Source organism: Blastococcus saxobsidens DD2, from assembly GCF_000284015.1.
Lineage (GTDB): Bacteria > Actinomycetota > Actinomycetes > Mycobacteriales > Geodermatophilaceae > Blastococcus > Blastococcus saxobsidens_A.
Genome location: NC_016943.1, coordinates 2912694 through 2932742, shown reverse-complemented (window position 1 = coordinate 2932742; position 20049 = coordinate 2912694). Strand labels below are relative to the sequence as shown.

At 72.7% G+C, this 20049-nt stretch carries 14 protein-coding genes; 4 read left to right on the top strand and 10 right to left on the bottom strand.

Annotated features, from left to right (window positions below):
- Position 1: 1 nt before the first annotated feature.
- The 9 genes from BLASA_RS13885 to BLASA_RS13845 all read right to left on the bottom strand — a co-directional run bounded on the left by BLASA_RS13885 (position 2) and on the right by BLASA_RS13845 (position 13598).
- Positions 2 to 973: an ABC transporter ATP-binding protein gene (locus tag BLASA_RS13885; protein ID WP_014376807.1), complete on the bottom strand. Its 972-nt coding sequence runs from the start codon at positions 971 to 973 to the stop codon at positions 2 to 4.
- Positions 963 to 2591, bottom strand: a complete 1629-nt coding sequence (locus tag BLASA_RS13880; protein WP_166486550.1) for an ABC transporter permease — start codon at positions 2589 to 2591, stop codon at positions 963 to 965. Before BLASA_RS13880 ends, BLASA_RS13885 begins: the two co-directional genes overlap by 11 nt.
- An 84-nt stretch (positions 2592 to 2675) precedes the next feature.
- Positions 2676 to 3710: an extracellular solute-binding protein gene (locus tag BLASA_RS13875; protein ID WP_014376805.1), complete on the bottom strand. Its 1035-nt coding sequence runs from the start codon at positions 3708 to 3710 to the stop codon at positions 2676 to 2678.
- Between the two features lie 74 nt (positions 3711 to 3784).
- Positions 3785 to 4234 carry a PPC domain-containing DNA-binding protein gene (locus BLASA_RS13870; protein ID WP_014376804.1) on the bottom strand — a complete coding sequence of 150 codons (450 nt, stop codon included), beginning with the start codon at positions 4232 to 4234 and terminating at the stop codon, positions 3785 to 3787.
- A 421-nt stretch (positions 4235 to 4655) separates the two neighbouring features.
- Positions 4656 to 5768, bottom strand: coding sequence for an enolase C-terminal domain-like protein (locus BLASA_RS13865; protein WP_014376802.1), 1113 nt, complete (start codon positions 5766 to 5768; stop codon positions 4656 to 4658).
- Positions 5765 to 8884, bottom strand: coding sequence for an FAD-binding and (Fe-S)-binding domain-containing protein (locus BLASA_RS13860; RefSeq protein ID WP_014376801.1), 3120 nt, complete (start codon positions 8882 to 8884; stop codon positions 5765 to 5767). The genes BLASA_RS13865 and BLASA_RS13860 overlap by 4 nt, the downstream gene beginning before the upstream one ends.
- Positions 8877 to 10673 carry a thiamine pyrophosphate-requiring protein gene (locus BLASA_RS13855; protein ID WP_014376800.1) on the bottom strand — a complete coding sequence of 599 codons (1797 nt, stop codon included), beginning with the start codon at positions 10671 to 10673 and terminating at the stop codon, positions 8877 to 8879. Before BLASA_RS13855 ends, BLASA_RS13860 begins: the two co-directional genes overlap by 8 nt.
- Before the next feature lie 94 nt (positions 10674 to 10767).
- Positions 10768 to 12561, bottom strand: a complete 1794-nt coding sequence (locus BLASA_RS13850; RefSeq protein ID WP_014376799.1) for a glycoside hydrolase family 15 protein — start codon at positions 12559 to 12561, stop codon at positions 10768 to 10770.
- Positions 12562 to 12566: 5 nt separating this feature from the next.
- Entirely contained in the window at positions 12567 to 13598 is a 1032-nt protein-coding gene (locus tag BLASA_RS13845; RefSeq protein WP_014376798.1) for an SDR family oxidoreductase, read from the bottom strand.
- Between the two features lie 355 nt (positions 13599 to 13953).
- On the opposite strand from BLASA_RS13845, the gene coxB reads away from it, so the two are divergent.
- From coxB to BLASA_RS13825, 4 genes are read left to right on the top strand one after another with little or no spacing between them, the layout of a single operon-like run.
- Positions 13954 to 14580 carry a cytochrome c oxidase subunit II gene (gene coxB, locus BLASA_RS13840; protein WP_014376797.1) on the top strand — a complete coding sequence of 209 codons (627 nt, stop codon included), beginning with the start codon at positions 13954 to 13956 and terminating at the stop codon, positions 14578 to 14580.
- On the top strand, positions 14577 to 17138 hold the full coding sequence (locus tag BLASA_RS13835; protein WP_014376796.1) for a cbb3-type cytochrome c oxidase subunit I: 2562 nt from the start codon (positions 14577 to 14579) through the stop codon (positions 17136 to 17138). The genes coxB and BLASA_RS13835 overlap by 4 nt, the downstream gene beginning before the upstream one ends.
- Entirely contained in the window at positions 17135 to 17605 is a 471-nt protein-coding gene (locus BLASA_RS13830) for a hypothetical protein (RefSeq protein WP_014376795.1), read from the top strand. The genes BLASA_RS13835 and BLASA_RS13830 overlap by 4 nt, the downstream gene beginning before the upstream one ends.
- Complete coding sequence (locus BLASA_RS13825; protein WP_014376794.1) at positions 17602 to 18540, top strand: cytochrome c oxidase assembly protein; 939 nt, start codon at positions 17602 to 17604, stop codon at positions 18538 to 18540. The genes BLASA_RS13830 and BLASA_RS13825 overlap by 4 nt, the downstream gene beginning before the upstream one ends.
- A 17-nt stretch (positions 18541 to 18557) precedes the next feature.
- Here the strand turns inward: BLASA_RS13825 and BLASA_RS13820 are convergent, their stop codons facing one another.
- Positions 18558 to 20027, bottom strand: coding sequence for a phytoene desaturase family protein (locus BLASA_RS13820; protein ID WP_166486549.1), 1470 nt, complete (start codon positions 20025 to 20027; stop codon positions 18558 to 18560).
- Positions 20028 to 20049: the final 22 nt, after the last annotated feature.

Here is a 20049-nt window from a genome sequence, read left to right as displayed (position 1 = left end):
CTCAGCGCTCCGCCAGGGCCCAGCGTCGATCCAGGGCCCACCCGACCGGGGTGCCCGCCGCGTGACGGGGCGGACCGGGCTCACGGATCAGCACGTTCCCCAGGGAGCTCTCGAGCAGGTAGTCGGAGTGCGGGCCGCGGAACCACACTCCGCGCAGCTCCGCCTGGAGCGGGCCGCCGAGCCGGGCCCAGCCGGGGCGCACCAGCACCGTCCCGGCGCCGTCCGGATCGTCGATCACCGACGCCGGCCCCGTGAGGCGGGCGGCGAACAGGTCCACCGGCTCCTCGTAGACCTGCTGCGGCGTGCCGACCTGCAGCAGCCGCCCTTCGCGCAGCAGCGCGATCCGGTCGGCGAGGCCGAGCGCCTCCTCCGCGTCGTGCGTGGCGTAGAGCGCGGCGGCACCGCTGTCCCGCTGGCGCGCGACGAGTTCCTCGAGGAAGACACCGCGGACGTGCGTGTCCAGGTGCGCGGTCGGCTCGTCGAAGAGATACACCGACGGCCGGCGGGCGAGCGCCCGCGCCAGTCCCACGCGCTGCTGTTCCCCGCCGGAGAGCTCCGCGGGCCTGCGGTCGGCCAGGTGGGCGATGCGCAGCCGGTCCAGGATCGCCAGCGCCTCGGCGCGGGCCCGTACCCGGCCGGTCCCGCGGCGCCGCGCGGGATAGGCGACGGTGTCGAGAGCGGACAGGTGCGGCCACAACGCGTAGTTCTGGAACACCACGGCGAGGTCCCGGCGCTCGGGGGGCACCGGCCGGCCGTCGCCGGCGACCGTCGTGCCGGCGAGGCGGACGGTGCCGGACGTGGGCAGGAGAAAGCCGGCCACGGTGTGCAGCAGGGTGGACTTGCCCGAGCCGGACGGGCCCAGCAGGGCCAGCACCTCCCCGGGTCGGACGCTCAGGGTCATCCCGCGCAGCGCCGTCGTCCCGTCGTACTGCACGACGAGATCGGCGATCTCGAGGACGGGCTCAGCCGGCACGGGTCATGTCCGTGCGGAAGCCGGCCGGCGGTGCGCCGCCTCCGGCGCGGAGCGTGCGGAACACCGGCCACAGCGCGAGCGCCGGGACGGCGAGCAGCAGGGACAGCACCATCGACAGGGCGGCGGTCGGGCCGATCCGGCCCAGCTCCTGACTGTTCAGCACGACGACCGCCAACGTCTCCGTCCCCGGTCCGTAGAGCAGGCTGGACATGGTGACCTCGTACAGCGCGGTGAGGAAGCAGATCAGCCACGCCGCCAGCAGGGCGGGGGCGAGCGGGCGCAGCGCGACGGTGCGGACGGCGGTGAGCGCGCCGGCGCCGCTGACCCGTGCGGCGCGCAGTTCGTCGGGGGGCAGGCGGTCGAGCGCCCCGGCGATCGGCCGGTGCGCGAACGCCCAGAGCTTGGCGAGGTAGGCCAGCAGGATGAGCGTGAGGGTGCCGGACAGCCAGCGCCCGTAGGCGATCAGCAGGCCGACCGCGAGGGTCGAGCCGGGGAGCACGAGGGTGAGGGTGATCAGGGTGCCGGTCGCCCGACCGGCCCGGCGGCGTTCGAGCACCGCGACGAGGGCGCCCAGCAGGACGAGCAGCGAGGCGGCCGCGAGCGCCAGGGCGAGGCTCCGGCCGAGGGCCTCGACGGTGCGCGGGGTGAGGACCTCGCGGAAGTGGTCCAGGGTCCAGTTGCCGGGGGTCGGCGGGATCCCGAGCGCGCGGGTGACCGCGGCCAGGGCGAGGGCGGCCAGTGGCAGCGCCACGGTGAGGACCAGGTAGCCGGCCAGGACGAGCGCCTGGGCCCGCCGTACCGGCCGGCTCCCGGCCACGGCGCTCGTGCCCTGCGCTCCGGCGGATCGCTCGGTCCGCAGCCGCGGGCCGAGCAGCGCGTCGGCTGGGGCCACGCAGACGGCGGCGAGGACGACAAGCAGCAGTGCGAGGGCGACCGCCTCGAGGAAGGAGGCGGGATCACCGCCGACCGACAGGTCGGCGTAGATGCGCGTGGTCACCGTGCTGAACCCGGCGGGCGCGCCGAGGACCTGCGGGATCGCGAACGAGCCGAGCGTGAGGACGAACACCAGCACTGCTGCCGCCGCCACCGCCGGCAGCAGCAGCTGGAGCGTGACGGTGAGCAAAGCCGTCCCGCTCCCCGCCCCGGACACGCGGGCCGCGCGCTCGAGGTCGGGCTCGGCGCGCGCGGCCAGCCCGGCGGCGGTGATGAGGTAGACCAACGGGGCGGCGTTCACGACCAGGACCACCCACACACCGACGGGGCCGAGCAGCCCCGCCCAGTGCAGCCCGGCGACGGTGTCGGTGAAGCCGGCCCGCGCGTAGGCCTGGGTCCAGCTGTAGCCGAGGACGAAGTCGGGCACCACCACCGGCAGCAGCACCGCCACCCGCCAGAAGGTCCGGCCGGGCAGGTCGGGCCGACGCAGGACCAGCGCGATCGCGACCCCGAGGGGCACCGCGGCGGCGGTCACGGCTGCGGCGAGCAGGAGGGTGTTCCGCACCGCCGTGCCCAGCCGGGCCGTGCCGAGGATGCGGGCGAGGTCGCCGTCGCTCTCCTGCCAGAGCACCGCACCCAGCCGCAGTAGCGGGAAGGCGACGAGGGCGACCACGAGCGCGAGCACCGCGACGGTGGCGCTGCGCCTGATCAGGGACGGCCTGATGAGAAGCTCCCGGATCAGGATCGGCGCACCGCCGCGGTGCATCGATCAGCCGCCGAAGACCTGCTGGTACTCGCTGAGGATGGCGTCCTTGTCGTCGCCGATCGCGGCCCAGTCGGGGAAGACGATCGGCGCGTTGGCGGGGATGGTCGGCGTGGGTGCTCCTGGCCGGGTCGGGTAGGACCCGGACTCGCCGACCACGGCCTGGCCCTCTTCCCCGACGACGAAGGAGATGAAGTCCTTCGCGGCCTCGGAGTCGGCGCTGTCGGTGGCCAGCGCGATCGGCCCGTGGATCGCCACAGCGCCGGGATCGGGCCAGACGACCTCGATCGGGGAGCCGTCCTCCAGCGCCGCGTACGCCGAGTTCGCGTGCGTGATGCCGGCGTCGTAGATGCCCTGGGCCACCCCGGTGGTGACGTCGTTGGGCGTGCTCACCTGCACCGCACCGTTGCGCTCGAGGTCGGCGTAGAAGTCCACGCCGTACCCCGGCTCCTCGGCGAACCAACCCAGCGCGCCCAGCGCCGAAGCAGCCACCGACGGATCGGGCACGGCCACCGCATGGCCGCCCGTGGCGAGGTCCGACCACGCCTCCGGCGCCGGGGCGTCCGTGCGGTGCACGGCGAGCATGTACAGCACGTGGACGCCGACGTAGTCCTCGGTACGGAAGTCTCCGGGGACGGCCGCTGCCTCGGGCGGTGTCCACCCGCCGACGAGGCCCTGGTCGACGAAGCCCTGCATGGTCAGCGGGTCGCAGCCCCAGATCACGTCGGCGCGGAGCCCACCCGACCGGGCGTCGGCCGCCACCCGTGCGTTCAGCTCCCCGGTCGGGGCGCGGAACAACTCGACCTGCGCGCCGTCGGCGCGGCTCTCGAAGGCGTCGATCACCGGCTGGATCGTCGTGTCGCTGACGCAGGTGTACAGGGTGATCGGCCCTGCCGTTCCGGTCTCCGCCTCGCTGCCCTCGCCGCCCTCCCCGCCGCAGGCGGCCAGGGCCAGGAGCGCCGCCGAGAGCAGTGCGCAGGTTCGCCGTCCGCGGCGCCGTGCGGCGTGTCCGGCAGGTCGATCGAGCGGTCCCGTTCTCATCGGATGATCACCCCGAGCGCAGGCTACGGGGGAGGATCAGCACGTGCAGCAGGAAACGTCGCGAGCCGGAGTGCTCAGCCGGCTTTCGCCGCCGGGTCGATGAGGGCGAGTCCGGATGCGGGATCGTGGCGGCGCCGGAGGTGAGCGGCCCCGGCCGTCACCACCACTTCCAGGGTCGGCCGGACGACGGCGCGCAGCAGATGCCCGCCGACCGTGGAGCCGTCTCGCCGTCCGCAGACGACGTGGCCGTGCACCTTCCACCCGCCCTCCCCGTCGAGGGTGATGTCACCGGCGAGGGTCAGCACCTCGACCTGGCCGTCGACCGGGATCTCGGCGTACTCCTGCTCGTCCAGGTCGTAGTACCCCAGCGTCGCCTCGGAGAAGGCGCCGATGGCGGTGAACGAACTGCCCGGCAGGTCGTTCCCGGCCGCCCAGTCCGTGAGACCGGTGACGACCTCGTCCCCGGTCTCGAAGACCAGGACGTGCTGCTCCGGAGGGCCGTCGGTGAGCGTCGTGGCTTTCATGGTGGCCTTCTTCCTCGGGGCGTCGGCGTGCTTTCTCGGGGCGTCGGCGTGCAGCTACCGGTTCAGGACCTGAAGGCGCCCCGGGCGCGGTCCGGCGTCGCGGCGAACGGGCCGTCGATGTAGCTCCGGGTGCAGGCGTTCGATCCGGTGCTGGTCGGGCAGGCCCTCGGTCACGTCGCCGGCGTCGCCGTGGGTCTCGCGTGCCCGTCTCATGACGTGCGCGGTACCCCGGCCGTCCTCGGTATGCACCTGGCGCGCGGCACCGCGAGGTGGCGTCATCCCGGTGCGGGTGGTCGCATGCCCGTGAACGTGCCGGGCAGGGCCGCTGGCACGGTCGCTGGTGCCCGCCGGCGACGGGCCACCGAGGGAGGGGAACCCCACTCGGCCCGTCGTGCGCCGAGCGCACAGCAGCGCCGCTCGGTCAGCCGGACCGGAAGCGCTCGGCGTCGGGCCGCAGCCGCAGTCCGTTGCCCGGCCGGTCCACCTGTGGGGTCATGCGTCCGTCGCGAACTTCCGGCACCCCGTCGAACAGCAGGGGCTCGAGGCGGCCGTGGTCGGTGAAGTACTCGACGTGCCGCAGGTTCGGGACGCTCGCCGCGACCGCGGCGTGCAGGGCCGGCGCGCAGTGTGCGCTGACCTGCAGGCCGAACGCGGCGGCGACGGCCGCGGCGCGGCGCCACTCGGTTATCCCACCGATGCGGGTGACGTCCAGCTGCAGGCAGTCGACGGCGCGCGCCGCGCACATGCGCCGCACGTACGCGAGGTCGTAGGCGTACTCGCCCGCGGCGACGTCGGTGGCCAGGGCACCGCGCAGCTCCGCCAGCCCGGAGAGGTCGTCGGATGACACCGGCTCCTCGAACCAGGTCACGCCCAGATCGTCGAGTTCCCGGCCGACTCGCCGCGCCTGGCCTGGTGTGTAGCCACCGTTGGCGTCGACGAAGACCTCGACCCCGTCCCCGACGACCTCACGGGTGCGCCGCACGCGGTCGAGATCGCGCCCGGTCCGCTGACCCCACGACTCGCCGATCTTGATCTTCACCGCCGCGACCCCGAGCTCGCCGACCCAGTACTCCAGCTGGGTGGTCAGCCGGTCGTCGTCGTAGGTGGGGAAGCCACCGCTGCCGTAGGTCGGGACGTCGTCGCGCGCCTGACCGAGCAGCACCACGAGGGGGACGTCGAGCAGCTGGGCGGCGAGGTCCCACAGCGCGGTGTCCACCGCCGCGACCGCCATCGACACGATGCCCGGGCGACCTGCGTTGCGGCACCGCCGCACCATCGCCTCCCACGCGGCCGGCACGGCCAGCGCCGACCGGCCGCGGACCACGTCGGCGAGCACGGCGGTGACCAGCTCCGCACAGGCCGCGGGCCCGTAGGTCCAGCCCAGTCCGGTCCGGCCGCCGCCGGAGGCACGGACCACGACGCAGGTCGTCGAGTCCCACGCCAGGGTGCCATCGGCCTCCGGCCCCTCGGTGCGGACGACGAACACCGAGACCTCGACCGCATCGATCGTCGGGGCGGATGGCGAGCCGGTCATCGCCGCAGTGCCCGGGTCGCTGCCCCGGCCGCACCGAGCCCGGCCACGGCCGCCGCGCCGAGGGCTGCCCAGGACGCCGCCCGCGGGGTCGACGGCCGGTCGGCCCAGGCCCGCTCGGGCGGCTCGCCGGGCATCGCAGGATCGCCGCGCAGGGCAGCCGCCAGCACCTCGGCCAGGTGCAGGCCTTCCCGGCCTCCGGGGTCGCCCTGCTCGATCTGGGTGCGGCAGCTGAACCCGTCGGCGAGGACGACGTCGTCGGGTCCGGCCTTGCGGACCTCCGGCAGCAGCACCCGCTCGGCGCAGGCCATCGAGACGTCGTAGTGGTCGCGCTCGAACCCGAAGTTGCCGGCCAGTCCGCAACAGCCGGAGTCGAGGACGTCGACGTCCATGCCCATCTGCTGCATGAGCTCGACATCGCGATCGAAGCCCATGACCGCGTGCTGGTGGCAGTGCGTCTGCACGACGGCCCGCCGGCTCAGCCGGGGCGGTTCCCAGCCTGGGGTGTGCTCGGTGAGCAGCTCGGCGAGCGTCACCGTCTGATCGCGCAGCAGCTGCACGTCGGGATCGTCCGGGTAGAGCTCGGCGGCATCGGAGCGGAACACCGCCGTGCACGACGGCTCGAGCCCGAGCACCAAGGTCCCGGCCTGCACGTGCGGGCGCAGCACATCGATCGTGCGGCGCAGCACCCGCTTGGCGACGTCCAGTTGCCCGGTCGAGATCCAGGTGAGCCCGCAGCAGACCGCATCCTGCGGGACGACGACCCGCCAGCCGGCGTCCTCGAGTACCTCGACGGCGGCCTTCGCCAGCCCCGGCTGGAAGGAGTTGCTGAACGTGTCCGGCCAGAGGAGCACCTCGCCGCGCTCGCCGCTCCCGCGCGGGCCGCGAGCGCCGTACCATGCCTGGAAGGTCTGGTCGGCGAACTGCGGGATCTCCCGCTCCGGGGCGACGCCACCCACCGCCGTGGCGATCCGCCGGATGCCCGGCGCCTGGGTGAGGGCGTTGACCACCCGAGGCGCCATGGAGGCCGCTCTGGCCAGCAGCGGTAGCCAGCCCAGCGTGTAGTGCGTGATCGGACGCAGCCGGCCGGCGTAGTGGTGGGACAGGAATTCGGCCTTGTAGGTGGCCATGTCCACGTTGACCGGGCAGTCGCTCTTGCAGCCCTTGCAGGCCAGGCACAGGTCGAGCGAGTCCCGGACGGCCTCCGAGCGCCAGCCGTCGCCGATGGGTGAGTCGTCGTGGCCCTGCATCATCTCGAACAGCAGACGGGCCCGGCCGCGGGTGGAGTGCTCCTCCTCCCGGGTGACCATGTAGGAGGGGCACATCACCGTCCCCTCGCTCTCCTGCCGGCGGCACTTGCCGACGCCGACGCAGCGCAGCACGGCGCGGTCGAAGCTGCCGTCGTCGTGCGGATAGCGGAAGTGGGTCTCCACCTGCCGGGGCTGGTAGTCGCGGCCCAGCCGCAGGTTCTCGTCGAGCCGGTACGGGGCGGCGACCTTGCCCGGGTTCATCCGGTTCCCGGGATCGAAGATCGCCTTGAACCGGGCGAAGGCCTCCACCAGCTCCTCGCCGTACATCTTCGGCAGCAGCTCGCCGCGGGCCTGGCCGTCGCCGTGCTCGCCGGAGAAGGAGCCGCCGTAGGAGACGACCAGGTCCGCGGCCCGCTCGGTGAACGCCCGGAAGTGCTGCACCCCGTCGGCGGTCTGCAGGTCGAACGGGATGCGGGTGTGCACGCAGCCCTGCCCGAAGTGCCCGTACAGCGACACCTGGTCGAAGCCGAATTCGTCGTAGAGCCGCTGCAGGTCGGCGAGGTAGTCGGCCAGGTCGGCCGGGGCGACGGCGGAGTCCTCCCAGCCCGGCCAGGTGTCGGGCCGCCCGGGCACGCGGGCGGTGGCGCCGAGCCCCGCCTCGCGGACCTGCCAGATGTCGGCCTGGTGCACGCCCTCGTCGAAGACGGTGGCCGTGGGTGCACTCGACCAGCCGCCGGCCAGGTCCGCGAAGTCGTGCGCCCGGCCGCCGGCCTCCTCGTGCGTCTCGCCGCCGAACTGGACCAGCAACCACGCGCGGGGTCCCTCGGGCAGCAGCTCGAGCGTGTCGGGGTTGAGGTCCTTCTCCTGCTGGAAGGTGATCAGATGGCGGTCCAGGCCCTCGAGGGCGATCGGCTCCTGCTCGACGATGGCCGGCACGTCGCGCGCCGAGGTCACCACGTCGGGATAGCCGAGCAGCACCAGGGCGCGGTGGAGCACCACGGGGACGAGCCGCAGCTCGGCCCCCAGCACCGTGACGCAGCTGCCCTCGGAGCCGATCAGCGCGCCGGCGAGGTCGAAGCCCCGCTCGGGCAGCAGCGAGTCGAGGTTGTAGCCCGACACCCGGCGCGGGATGTCGGGGTAACGCGCACGGACTTCCTCGCCGTACCGGTCGCGCAGCTCGCGCAGCTGCCGGTACACCTCGCCGCGCCGTCCACCGGCCTGCACGATCGCGGCGTACTCCTCGTCGGAGGTGGCGCCCACGGTCATCCGCGTGCCGTCGTAGAGCAGCACGTCCAGCGACACGACGTTGTCGACGACCTTGCCGGTGCGCTGCGCGGTCGCCCCGCAGGCGTTGTTGCCGATCATCCCGCCGAGCGCGCAGTGGTTGTGGGTTGCCGGCTCGGGCCCGAACTCCAGCCCGGAGGGCGCCAGCTGCCGGTTCAGCTCGTCCAGCACGATGCCCGGCTCCACCACGCAGGTGCCCGCCTCGGGGTCGACCGTCAGCAGCCGGTTGCAGTACTTGGTGAAGTCCAGGACGACGGCGGTGTTGGTGCACTCTCCGGCCAGGCTGGTCCCGCCTCCCCGTGGCAGCACGGGGGCGCCGTGCTCCCGGCACACCGCGACCGCATCCGCGGCCGCGTCCACCGAGCGCGGCACCACCACCCCGATCGGCACCTGCCGGTAGTTGGAGGCGTCGGTGCTGTAGGCCCCGCGGGAACCGGCATCGAACCGCACCTCGCCGTCCACCCGGGCGCGCAGGTCGCGCTCCAGGGCGGCGACGTCGAGGCCGGCCGCGGGACCGGCGTCCTCCGGTGGCCGGACGACGGGGGCGGGCAGATCGACCGAGGTCACCGGCTGGGCCTCAGCCATCGCCCTTGGAGCCGGGCAGGAACTCCTGCACCTTCTGCTTGACCCCCTGCTTGATGAAGCCGGCGGCGTCCTCGTCACCCTTGAGCGCCGACTTCGCGGTGGACAGCGCCTGCTCGAACGTCGCGTGCGGGGGGATGGGAGGCACGTCGGGATCGCAGCGGATGTCGAGCACGACCGGCCTGTTCGCGGCCAGGGCGGCGTCCCAGGCCGGCCCGACGTCCTCGGGCTTGTCGACGTTGATCCCCTCGAGGCCCAGGCCCCGGGCGAAGGCGGCGTAGTCGATGTCGGGGATGGTTTGCGACTCGGTGAACTTCGGCGCCCCCTCCATCGCCCGCATCTCCCAGGTGACCTGATTGAGGTCGTTGTTGTGGAAGACCACGGTGATCAGCCGCGGATCGGCCCACTCCTGCCAGTACCGGGCGATGGTGATCTGCTCGGCCAGGCCGTTCATCTGCATCGCGCCGTCACCGACCAGCGCGATCGCCGGGCGCTCGGGGTGCGCCCACTTCGCGCCGATGGCGTAGGGCACGCCGGGGCCCATGGTGGCCAGCGTGCCGGACAGCGAGCACTTGACCTCGCCGCGCACCTTCAGGTGCCGGGCGTACCAGTTCGCGGCGCTGCCGGAGTCGCTGGTGACGATGGCGTTCGCCGGCAGCCGCTCCGACAGCTCGTGCACGATCCGCATCGGGTTGACCGGGTCGGCGTCGGTCAGCGCGCGCCGCTCGACGGTCTGCCACCAGTCGGCCACGTCGGCAGTGATCTTCTCCTGCCACGACCGGTCCTCCTTGCGGCGCAGCAGCGGGATGAGCGCTTGCAGCGTCGCCTTGGCGTCGCCGACGACGTTGAGCTCGTACGGGTACCGCATCCCGATCCAGCTGCCGGACCGGTCGATCTGGACCGCCCGGGCCTGGTCCAGCTTCGGCATGAACTGGGTGTACGGGAAGTTGGAGCCGACCGTCAGGAGCGTGTCGCAGCCCATCATCATCTCGTAGCTGGGCCGCGTGCCCAGCAGTCCGATGGAGCCGGTCACCCACGGCAGGGTGTCGGGCAGCACGTCCTTGCCCAGCAGCGCCTTGGCCGCGCCGGCGCCGAGCAGGTCGGCCACCTCGGTGAGCTCGGCCTGGCAGTCCCGGGCGCCCTGGCCGACCAGCAGCGCCACCTTCTCGCCGGCGTTGAGCAGATCGGCGGTCTGCTGGACGGCAGCCGGATCAGGCTGGGGCGACGACTGGGCGATGCCGAGGCTGGAGGGGACGTTCTTGAACTCGTGGGCGGGCGGCTCGTACTCGAGTTCGAGGACGTCGGAGGGGAAGATCAGCGCCGTCGGAGCGCGCTCGCTCACCGCGATCCGGATGGCGCGGTCGATCAGGTTGGGCAGCTGTTCGGGCACGGTGCACATCTGCACGTAGTCGCTGCAGACGTCCTTGTACAGACTCAGCAGGTCCACTTCCTGCTGGTAGGAACCGCCCATCGCCGAGCGCTCGGTCTGCCCGACGATCGCGACCACCGGGACGTGGTCGAGCTTGGCGTCGTAGAGGCCGTTGAGCAGGTGGATGGCCCCGGGTCCGCTGGTCGCGGCGCAGACGCCGAAGCCGCCGCTGAACTTGGCGAAGCCGACGGCCTCGAACGCCGACATCTCCTCGTGGCGGGACTGGATGAACTCGGGGTCGTTGTCCGCGCGCCCCCAGGCCGCGAGCAGGCCGTTGATCCCGTCGCCGGGATAGCCGAACACCTGCCGCACACCCCATTCGCGCAGTCGGGCGAGCAGGTAGTCGGCGACGGTCTGGGCCATGAGGACCTCCGGTTGTCGGTGCTGGGCTCTTCGGTCTCCGCTAGCCGGACCCCCCCGTCGGCTAAACCCCGATCCCCGACCTGTCCCGGGTTCGTCACCTGGGGGCGTCGCCCTCCTCCTCCGCCGGAGAGCTGCCGCTGAGGTGGCGAGCGGTGTTGACCAGGCCGACGTGGCTGAACGCCTGTGGCATGTTGCCGACCTGCCGCCGGGCCCGGGTGTCGTACTGCTCGCTGAGCAACCCCAGGTCGTTGCGCAGGCCGAGCAGCCGCTCGAACAGCTGCTCGGCCTCGCCCACCCGCTCGAGGCTGGCGAGGGCGTCGGCGAGCCAGAAGGTGCCGATGACGAAGGTGCCCTCGCGACCGGGTAACCCGTCCACGGCATTCGTCTCGGCGCGGTAGCGCAGGACCAGGCCGTCCTCGGTCAGCTCGCGCTGCACGGCGTCGACCGTGCCGACGACCCGTTCGTCGGCCCAGCCCAGGAAGCCGGTCTGGGGGATGAGCAGCAACGCGGCGTCGAGCTCGCGAGAGCCGTAGTACTGCGTGAACGTGTTGCGCTCGGAGTCGTAACCCCGCGTGCAGACCTCGTCGTGGATGTCCTGGCGCAGGGTCCGCCAGCGGTCCAGCGGACCGTCGAGGCCGTGCCGCTCGACGGCCTGGACCGCGCGGTCCACGCCGGCCCAGGCCATGACCTTCGAGTGGACGAAGTGCCGGGGCGGGCCGCGCATCTCCCACAGGCTGTTGTCCGGCTCGGTCCACGCGCCCTCCAGGAAGTCCAGGAGAGCCCGTTGCAGCGACCACGCGTCCGGGCTGCTGGACAGGCCGGCCTCCCGGGCCACGTGCAGGCCGCCGAGCACCTCGCCCCAGACGTCGAGCTGGAACTGCTCGACCGCGGCGTTGCCCACCCGGACCGGAGCCGCCCCCTCGTACCCGGCGAGCCAGGGCAATACCTGCTCGGGGAGGCGCCGGCTGCCGTCGATGCCGTACATGATCCGCAGGTCGGCCGGGTCCCCGGCCACCGCGCGCAGCAGCCAGTCGCGCCAGGCCCGGGCCTCGGCCACGTAACCGGTGCCGAGCAGAGCACGCAGCGTGAACGTCGCGTCACGCAACCACGTGTAGCGGTAGTCCCAGTTGCGCGATCCCCCGAGCTCCTCCGGCAACGATGTGGTGGCGGCGGCGACGACGCCCCCGGTCGGGGCGTAGGTCAGGGCCTTGAGGGTGAGCAGCGAACGGTGGACGGCGTCGCGCCAACGCCCCTCGTAGCGGCAGCGGGACAGCCAGTCGGTCCAGAAGTTCTCGGTGTCGAGCAGGGCGCGCTCGGCGGCCGCCATGCGTGGACGGGGCCGGTGCGAGGGGGCGTAGGTCAGCACGAAGGACACCTGGTCGCCCGCGCCGACCTCGAACTCCGATCGGACGTCTCCCTCCTCCTGGTGCAGCGGGGCATCGGTGTGCACCCACACCGCATCGGGGCCGCCGATCGCGACCAGGTCGCCGTCGTCCTCCCGTACCCACGGCACGACGTGGCCGTAGTCGAAGCGGAGTGCGAGCTCCATCCGCATCGGCACCCTCCCGGAGATGCCCTCGACGATGCGGACGACGTCGGCGGCCTCGCCCCGGGGTGGCATGAAGTCGACGACGCGGACCGAGCCCTCCGGCGTCTCCCATTCCGTCTCGAGGATCAGCGTGCCGTCGCGGTACCGCCGGTTGCTCCTGCCGCCGGCGGCGGGCGCCAGCAGCCAGCGGCCCGCGCGCTCGTCGTGCAGGAGCGCGGCGAAGCACGCTCCGGAGTCGAACCGCGGCAGGCACAGCCAGTCGATGGAGCCGTCCCGGCCCACGAGCGCCGCCGTCTGCAGATCTCCGATCAACCCGTAGTCCTCGATCCGGCCGACCACGCCGGTCAGCGTGTCCTGCGGCGCAGGGCCACCGCACCGGCGAGCACGCCGGCGCCTGCGGCGGCGAGCGGGCCGCGGTGGCGGGCGGCCCAGATCTGCGGGTCGCGGGTCCAGGCGCCGTCGTCGAAGCGGCCGTGGGCGCCGAAGTCGCGGCCGTCCTCGCCGTCGGCCGGCTGCCACAGGTTGACCGGGTCGTCCGGTGCAGCCGGTTGCCCCGACTTCTGCCCCTGGTAGGCGGTGCGGGCCAGGTAGCGGTCGAGGAACCAGGGTGCGAACCGCTCGCCGAGGATCGTGTACACCGTCGGGATGCCGATCCACCACACCCGTCGGCCGGCGTGCTCGCTGGCGTGCACGATCGCCTCGGCCGCGACCTCGGGCTGGTAGACCGGCGCCACCGGCTGCGGCCGCTGGGGCAGCTTGTTGAGCACCCAGTCGAACTGGGGGGTGTTGACCCCCGGCAGGTTGACCACCGTGAGGCGCACGGCGCTGCCCTCGTGCTGCAGTTCGGTCCGGACCGACTCGGAGAAGCCCTTGATCGCGTGCTTGGCGCCGCAGTAGACGCTCTGCAGGGGAATGCCGCGGTAGGCCAGCGCCGAGCCGGCCTGGACGACGACGCCGTCGTTGCGGAGGCGCATCCTCTTCAGCGCGGCCATCGTGCCGTGCACGAAGCCGAGGTAGGTCACCTCGGTGACCCGCCTCCACTCGTCCGCGGTGATGTCGGAGAAGCGGGCGAAGACCGTGCTGAAGGCGACGTTGCACCAGACGTCGATCGGGCCGAGCTCTGCCTCCACGCGGTCGGCGGCCGCCTCGACGGCGTCGGCATCGGACACGTCCACGGAGATCGTCAGGGGCGTGCCGCCGGCGGTACGGACGTCGTCGGCGGCGGCGGCCAGCCCCGTCTCGCCCCGGGCCAGCAGTGCCACCGCGTCGCCGCGGCGGGCGAAGGCCACCGCGGTGGCCCGGCCGATTCCTCCGCTGGCCCCGGTCACCACGATCACCTTCCGGTGGGCGGCGGCTTCTCCAGCGGGCTGCACCATGCATCTGCTCCTCGTGGACGGACGACCTGCCAGGCGCGGCGGAGGCCGGGCACGGCCACGGCCGCAGTTCGGACGACGTCAGGACGACGTCAGCATCTCCACCATCCCGGACGTCGTACGGGCACGCGACCGCAGAGCTCGGTGCTGCCGGCGGCCCGCCGAGGACCTGCAGGATCGGCACGAGTTGAGGTCGCTCCCACGGCCTGCGCCCGATACGGTCGAGCGGCTCCGATCCTGGTGGAGGCGGCATGACCTGTGTTCCGTCGGCCGACGTGCTGCGTGGCTCGCAGCCGTCCTCGGTCCGCGCATCGCCCTCCGGACGCGTCGGCCGGTCCGCTGACGGGGCGGGCCGCCGATGAACGGGGGCAGCAGCGGCAGCCTCGACCCGAAGGGCCCGAGAGCGGAGTCGATCGCGGACACGTGGTGGCTGATGCTCGGCCTCGGTACAGCCGTCTTCGTCCTCTTCGCCGTCCTGCTCGCCGTCGGTCTGTTCCGGCGACGACGCGAAGGGGAGGCGCAGCCCTCGGAGCGGCGCTGGATCGTGGGCGGTGGCGTGGTACTGCCGGTGATCGTCCTGGTCGTCGTGTTCGGCGCGACGATCGGCGCGATGCGGACGCTGGCGGAGGACGCCCCGCCGGGGGCGCTGGTGGTCGAGGTCACCGGTCATCAGTGGTACTTCGAGGTCGGCTACCCGGAGGCCGGGGTCACCACGGTCGGCGAGCTGCACCTCCCGGTCGGCCAGCCGGTCGAGTTCCACCTGACGTCGGCGGACGTGATCCACAGCTTCTGGGTGCCGGAACTGGGCGGCAAGATGGACATGCTGCCGGACGGCGTGAACGTCCTGGTGCTCCAGGCGGACGAGCCGGGGGAGTGGGGCACGCAGTGCGCGGAGTTCTGCGGGCTCGAGCACGCGACCATGCGGCTGACCGTCGTGGCCGAGAGCCCCGAGGACTTTGCCGCCTGGATCGAGCGTCAGCAGTGAGCGAGACGAGCGCCGACACGGGTGGGGATCCCGGCAGGTACACACCGGAGGTCAGCGACCCGGGGACGGCCGAGGAGCTGAACCGCCTCTGGGACGACCCGCCCGGCCTGCGCGGCCAGCTGACCGGCGTCCAGAACGACCTGGTCGGCAAGCGGTTGGTGCTGACCGGCTTCTTCTTCCTCCTGCTCGGGGGCAGCTTCGACTCGCTGGTGATGCGCCTGCAGCTCGCCTTCCCCGAGCAGGAGCTGGTCAGCCCGCAGTTCTACAACGAGCTGTTCACCAACCACGGCTCGGTGACGATGTTCCTCGTCATCCTGCCGATCTTCGAGGGCTTCGCGATCCTCATCCTGCCCTCCATGCTCGGCAGCCGGGAGATGCCGTTCCCGCGCCTCGGCGCCTTCTCGTACTGGACCTTCCTGTTCGGCGGGCTGCTCTACTACAGCAGCGCGCTGTTCCAGCTGGTGCCGGACGTCGGCTGGTTCGCCTACGTGCCGCTGAGCGGACCGGAGTACTCGCCGGACCTGGCGGTCGACTTCTGGATCCTCGGACTGGGTGTCGCGGAGGTCGGTGCCATCGCCGCCGGGGTCGAGATCATCATCGGCATCCTGAAGATGCGCGCCCCCGGGATGACGCTCACCCGGATGCCGCTGTTCGCCTGGGCGTTCCTGGTGATGGCGTTCATGATCCTCTTCGCCTTCACGCCGCTGATCATCGGCAGCCTGCTGCTGGAGCTGGATCGCGGCTTCGGCACCCAGTTCTTCGATCCCGAACTCGGCGGCAGCTCGCTGCTCTGGCAGCACCTGTTCTGGATCTTCGGGCACCCCGAGGTCTACATCCAGTTCATCCCCGCGGTCGGGGTCGTCGCGATGATCCTGCCGGTCTTCGTCCGCCACCGCCCGGTCGGCTACATCTGGTTCGTCGCCTCGCTGGTCGGCATCGGGTTCCTGTCGTTCGCGCTGTGGGCGCACCACATGTTCGCCGTCGGGCTGCCGCCGCTGGTGCTCAGCTTCTTCGCCGCGGCGAGCATGGCGATCTCCATCCCCGCGGGCGTCCAGATCTTCTCCTGGCTGGCGACCATCTGGGCCGGCCGGCCGGTGTGGAAGACACCGTTCCTGTTCGTCATCGGCTTCCTGATCATCTTCGTGATCGGTGGCATCACCGGCGTGATGGTGGCCTCCGTGCCCTTCGACCTGCAGGCCCACGACACCTACTTCGTGGTGGGGCACCTGCACTACGTGCTGATCGGCGGCGTGGCCTTCCCGATCTTCGCCGGCGTCTACTACTGGTTCCCCAAGTTCAGCGGCAAGCTGCTGGACGAGCGGCTGGGCAAGTGGAACTTCTGGCTGCTGTTCATCGGTGTGAACGTCGCCTTCCTCCCGATGCACCAGGTCGGTCTGATGGGGATGCCGCGTCGCGTCTGGACCTACGCGGCCGGTCAGGGCTGGGACATCTACAACCTGATCTCGACGATCGGGGTGCTCATCATCGTGCCCGGCATCGGGATCTTCGTGTGGAACGTCGTCCGCACGATCCGGCGCGGGGAGCCGGCCGATGCCAACCCGTGGGGCGCCGACACCCTGGAGTGGGCGCTGCCGTCACCGCCCAAGCAGCACAGCTGGACCCAGCCGCCCATCGTGCGCAGCCGGCACCCGCTGTGGGACCAGGAGCGGCTCGACCGGGGCGACCCGCAGCTGATGCACTTCGTGCGCGGGCTCGGGCAGTGGCCGCTGAAGTGGCGGGCGGCAGTGGTCGTCGGCACCGCGGACGGACGCCCCGTGGAGGTCTTCCGCGTCTCGAACCCGTCGATATGGCCGCTGACCACCGCGGGCGGCGTGGTGCTGATCTTCCTGGCCGAGCTGGTCAAGATCCGGTGGGGCGCCGCCGTCGGCGCCGCGATCATCATCGCCAGCGTCATCGCCTGGAACTGGCCGCAGCCGCCGCCGATGACCCCGGACGAGGAGGACGAGTTCGAGCGGGAGTACGGGGTCCCGGTCAACGCCCACGGCAGCGTGATCGTCGCCCGGACGGGGACCCTGCTCGCCATCCTCTTCGTCGCCGTCGCCTTCTCCGCCCTGCTGCTCAGCTACTTCTACCTGCGGCTGGAGAACCCGCAGTGGCCGCCGGCGGGTGTCAGTGATCCGCCGCTGGGCCTGGCGGCCGTCGCGGCGGTACTCGTCGTCCTGGGTGCAGCGGGCGTGCCGTTCGCACACCGGCAGATCGCCCAGGGCGACATGCGCAACTTCCGGGGCGGGCTGTACGCCGCCCTGCTCCTGGCCGGGAGCGGGGTGGTGGTCCAGGTCGTCGACCTGGTGCGGCTCGACGTGGGGTGGACGGCGCACGCCTACGGCTCGATCTTCTACACCCTGGCCGGCTTCGTGGTCGTGGTCGCGATGGCTGCGCTGATCATGCTGGCGATGGTCGTCTTCTGGGCGTCCCGGGGGACGTACACGTATCGCCGGTACGCCCCGATCGCCAACGTGGCCCGCTTGTGGATGGCGATGGCCGTCGTCTGGGTCCTGGGCTTCGCCACCCTCTACCTCGGACCGGCACTGACATGAGCGCCCCGGACCCTCCGCAGGACCGTCCCTCCCGACCGGACGAGACGGCCACGGCGAGCGAAGGCACGCCCGCCCCGGTCGACGTGTCGGTCGACACCCGGGCGGTGACGGCGGTCGCCGTCCTCCTCGCCGGCCCGGTGATCAGCTCCGTCCACTTCCTGCTGGTCTACCTGGTGGTGGAGGCCGGCTGCACCGGGGACGGCCCGGGGCTGGGTCTGTTCGACCCGCCGGTACCGACCGTCGTCACGCTGGTCGCCACCGCGGTCGCCGCCCTCGCCTGTGCAGCGACGGCGTGGTGGGGCTTCGCCCGGTGGCGGGCGATCGGCCGGGCGCGGCCGGACGCCGGCACCGAGGAACTCGTCGACCGGCGGCCGCTGGCCTTCGGGGGCTTCCTGCTGTCGCTGCTGGGGCTGGCCACCGTGCTCTTCGTCGGCCTGCCGGCGCTGTTCCTGCAGGCCTGCGCATGAGCCCCGGGAAGGAGGCGGTGCTCGCCCACGACGGCTCGCACCTGGCACCGCAGGAGCTGTGGTCGGCCTGGACCGCGGATCCGGTGATCATCGCCGGTCTGCTGCTGGCGACCTGGGCCTACCTGCGGGGCCGCAGCCGCGGTCGGGCCCGGGCCGCCGAGAAGTGGCGCGCACGGTGCTTCGCCGGCGCGCTCGCCGCACTCGCCATCGCACTGCTCTCGCCGCTGGACGCGCTGTCCGGCGCCCTGGCGTCCGCCCACATGGTGCAGCACCTGCTGCTCACCCTGGTCGCCGCTCCGCTGCTCGTGCTGAGCGCTCCCGCGGGCAGGGTGCTGCGCGGCAGCCCCGCCGCCGTCCGCCGCGCGATAACCCCGTGGCGACGGCGCCTGCGGCTGGCCCCCGTCGCCCACGCGTTGCGCCATCCGGGGATGGCGTGGCTGCTGCACGTGGGGACGTTCTGGGCGTGGCATGCCGCCGTGCTGTACGACGCCGCCATCGAGCACCCCGCCGTCCACGCCCTCGAGCACGCGACCTTCCTGGTCACCGGCGTGCTGTTCTGGCGCACCGTCATCGGCGTCCGCGCGGCGCGGGTTCCCGCAGGCCTCGGCGTCCTCCTGGTGTTCGGCATGGCGATGTCGAGTGCGCTGCTCTCCGTCCTGCTCACGTTCGGCCGCAGCCCGTGGTACACCGCCTATGCGGAGACGGCGCATTCCTGGGGACTCGATCCGCTCACCGACCAGCAGCTGGCCGGCGCCATCATGTGGGTCCCCGCCGGCTTCGTGCACGTCGCGGTCGCACTCGGCCTGCTCATCACGTGGATCCGCGGAACCGAGGACGGCGAGGGCGCCGCCACGCCCGTAGCCACCGGGCTGGTCACCGCGACGGCCGGCCGACCACGGGACCGGGATGCCGACGATGTCCCGGAAGACCCGTGAACGGGGGGTGACGGCGGTCAGGTGCGGGCCGGGCGCAGCGTCGGCGCGTCGCGGACGCCGAAGACCTCGCGCAGCGCCACCCGGGCGGCGTTGTCCCCGCACATCCCGTGCACGGCGGGGCCGGGCGGAGTGGCGGCCGAGGCCAGGTAGGTGCCCGGCACGGGCGTCTTGTAGGTGTTCCACCGCGGCACCGGGCGGGCGAGCATCTGCCGGAGCGAGGCCTCGCCGTTGGAGATCTCCCCGCCGATGTAGTTCGGGTTGTACGCCTCGAGCTGGGGCGCGTTCATCGTGTGCCGGTCGAGGACCGTGTCCCGGAAGCCGGGGGCGAACCGTTCGATCTGCGCCTCGATCGCCCCGCGCATGTCGACGTCGGACCCACGCGACACGTGCGCATACGCCCACAACACGTGTCCCCCTGACGGTGCCCTGGTGGGGTCGACCAGGGTCGGCTGGACGGCGATCACGAAGGGCCGGTCGGCGTTGCGCCCTGATGACGGGGCGGACTCGGCGGCGACGGTCTCCTCGAGCGTGCCCGACAGGTGCACCGTGCCGGCGCGGCGGACGTCGGGATGGGTCCAGGGCACCGGTTCCGACAGCGCCCAGTCCATCTTGAAGACGCCGGGCCCGTGCTGGTACCGCTCGACCCAGCGCCGGTAGCCCTCGTGCACCCGGTCGCCGGCCATCCGCACGAAGGCCTGCGGGGTGGTGTCGAACAGGACGGCGGGAACGCCGTCGAACTCGCGCAGGTCGGTGACCTCGTGCCCCGTGACCACCTCGCCGCCCTGCTCCTCGAGCGCGGTCACCATCGCGTCGGCCATCCGCTGGGAGCCGCCCTCGACCACCGGCCAGCCGCTGTGGTGGGCGAGCATGCCCAGCAGCAGCCCCAGCCCGCCGGTGATCGGCCGGGTCAGCTCCAGCATCCCGTGGGCGGCGGCGCCGGCGAGCAGAGCCCGGGGTTCGTCGGTCGAGAACCAGCGGCGCGTCAGCCAGCCGATCGTCGGGAGTCCGTTCACGGCGAAGGAGGTCAGCGCCGGGACGGCCCGCGTGGGCAGCCGGCGGAAGGCGCTGCCCAGGATGAAGTCGACGACGGCCTCCCCGGACTCGGCCAGCGGTCCCATCAGCCGGCGATATGCGCCGGCGTCCCGACCGAGGCCCTCGGCGGTCTCGGCCAGCGACCGGTGGGCGACGGCGGCCCGCCCGCCGTCGAACGGATGGGCGTAGGGGACGTCCGGGTGGAGAAGGCGCACGCCCCGGCTGAGGAGGTCGAACTCACGGAAGAACGGGGCCGCGGCGGCCATCGGGTGCACCGACGCGCAGATGTCGTGAGCGAAGCCCGGCCGGGTCAGCTCGGCCGTCCGGATGCCCCCGCCCGCTCGCGAGTTCCGCTCGACGACCCGGACCTGCAGCCCGGCAGCAGCGAGACGCAAGGCTGCGGCCAGGCCGTTGGGGCCGGACCCGACGACGACAGCATCCGGCTTCCCGCTCATCGTCACCATGGTGCCCACTGCC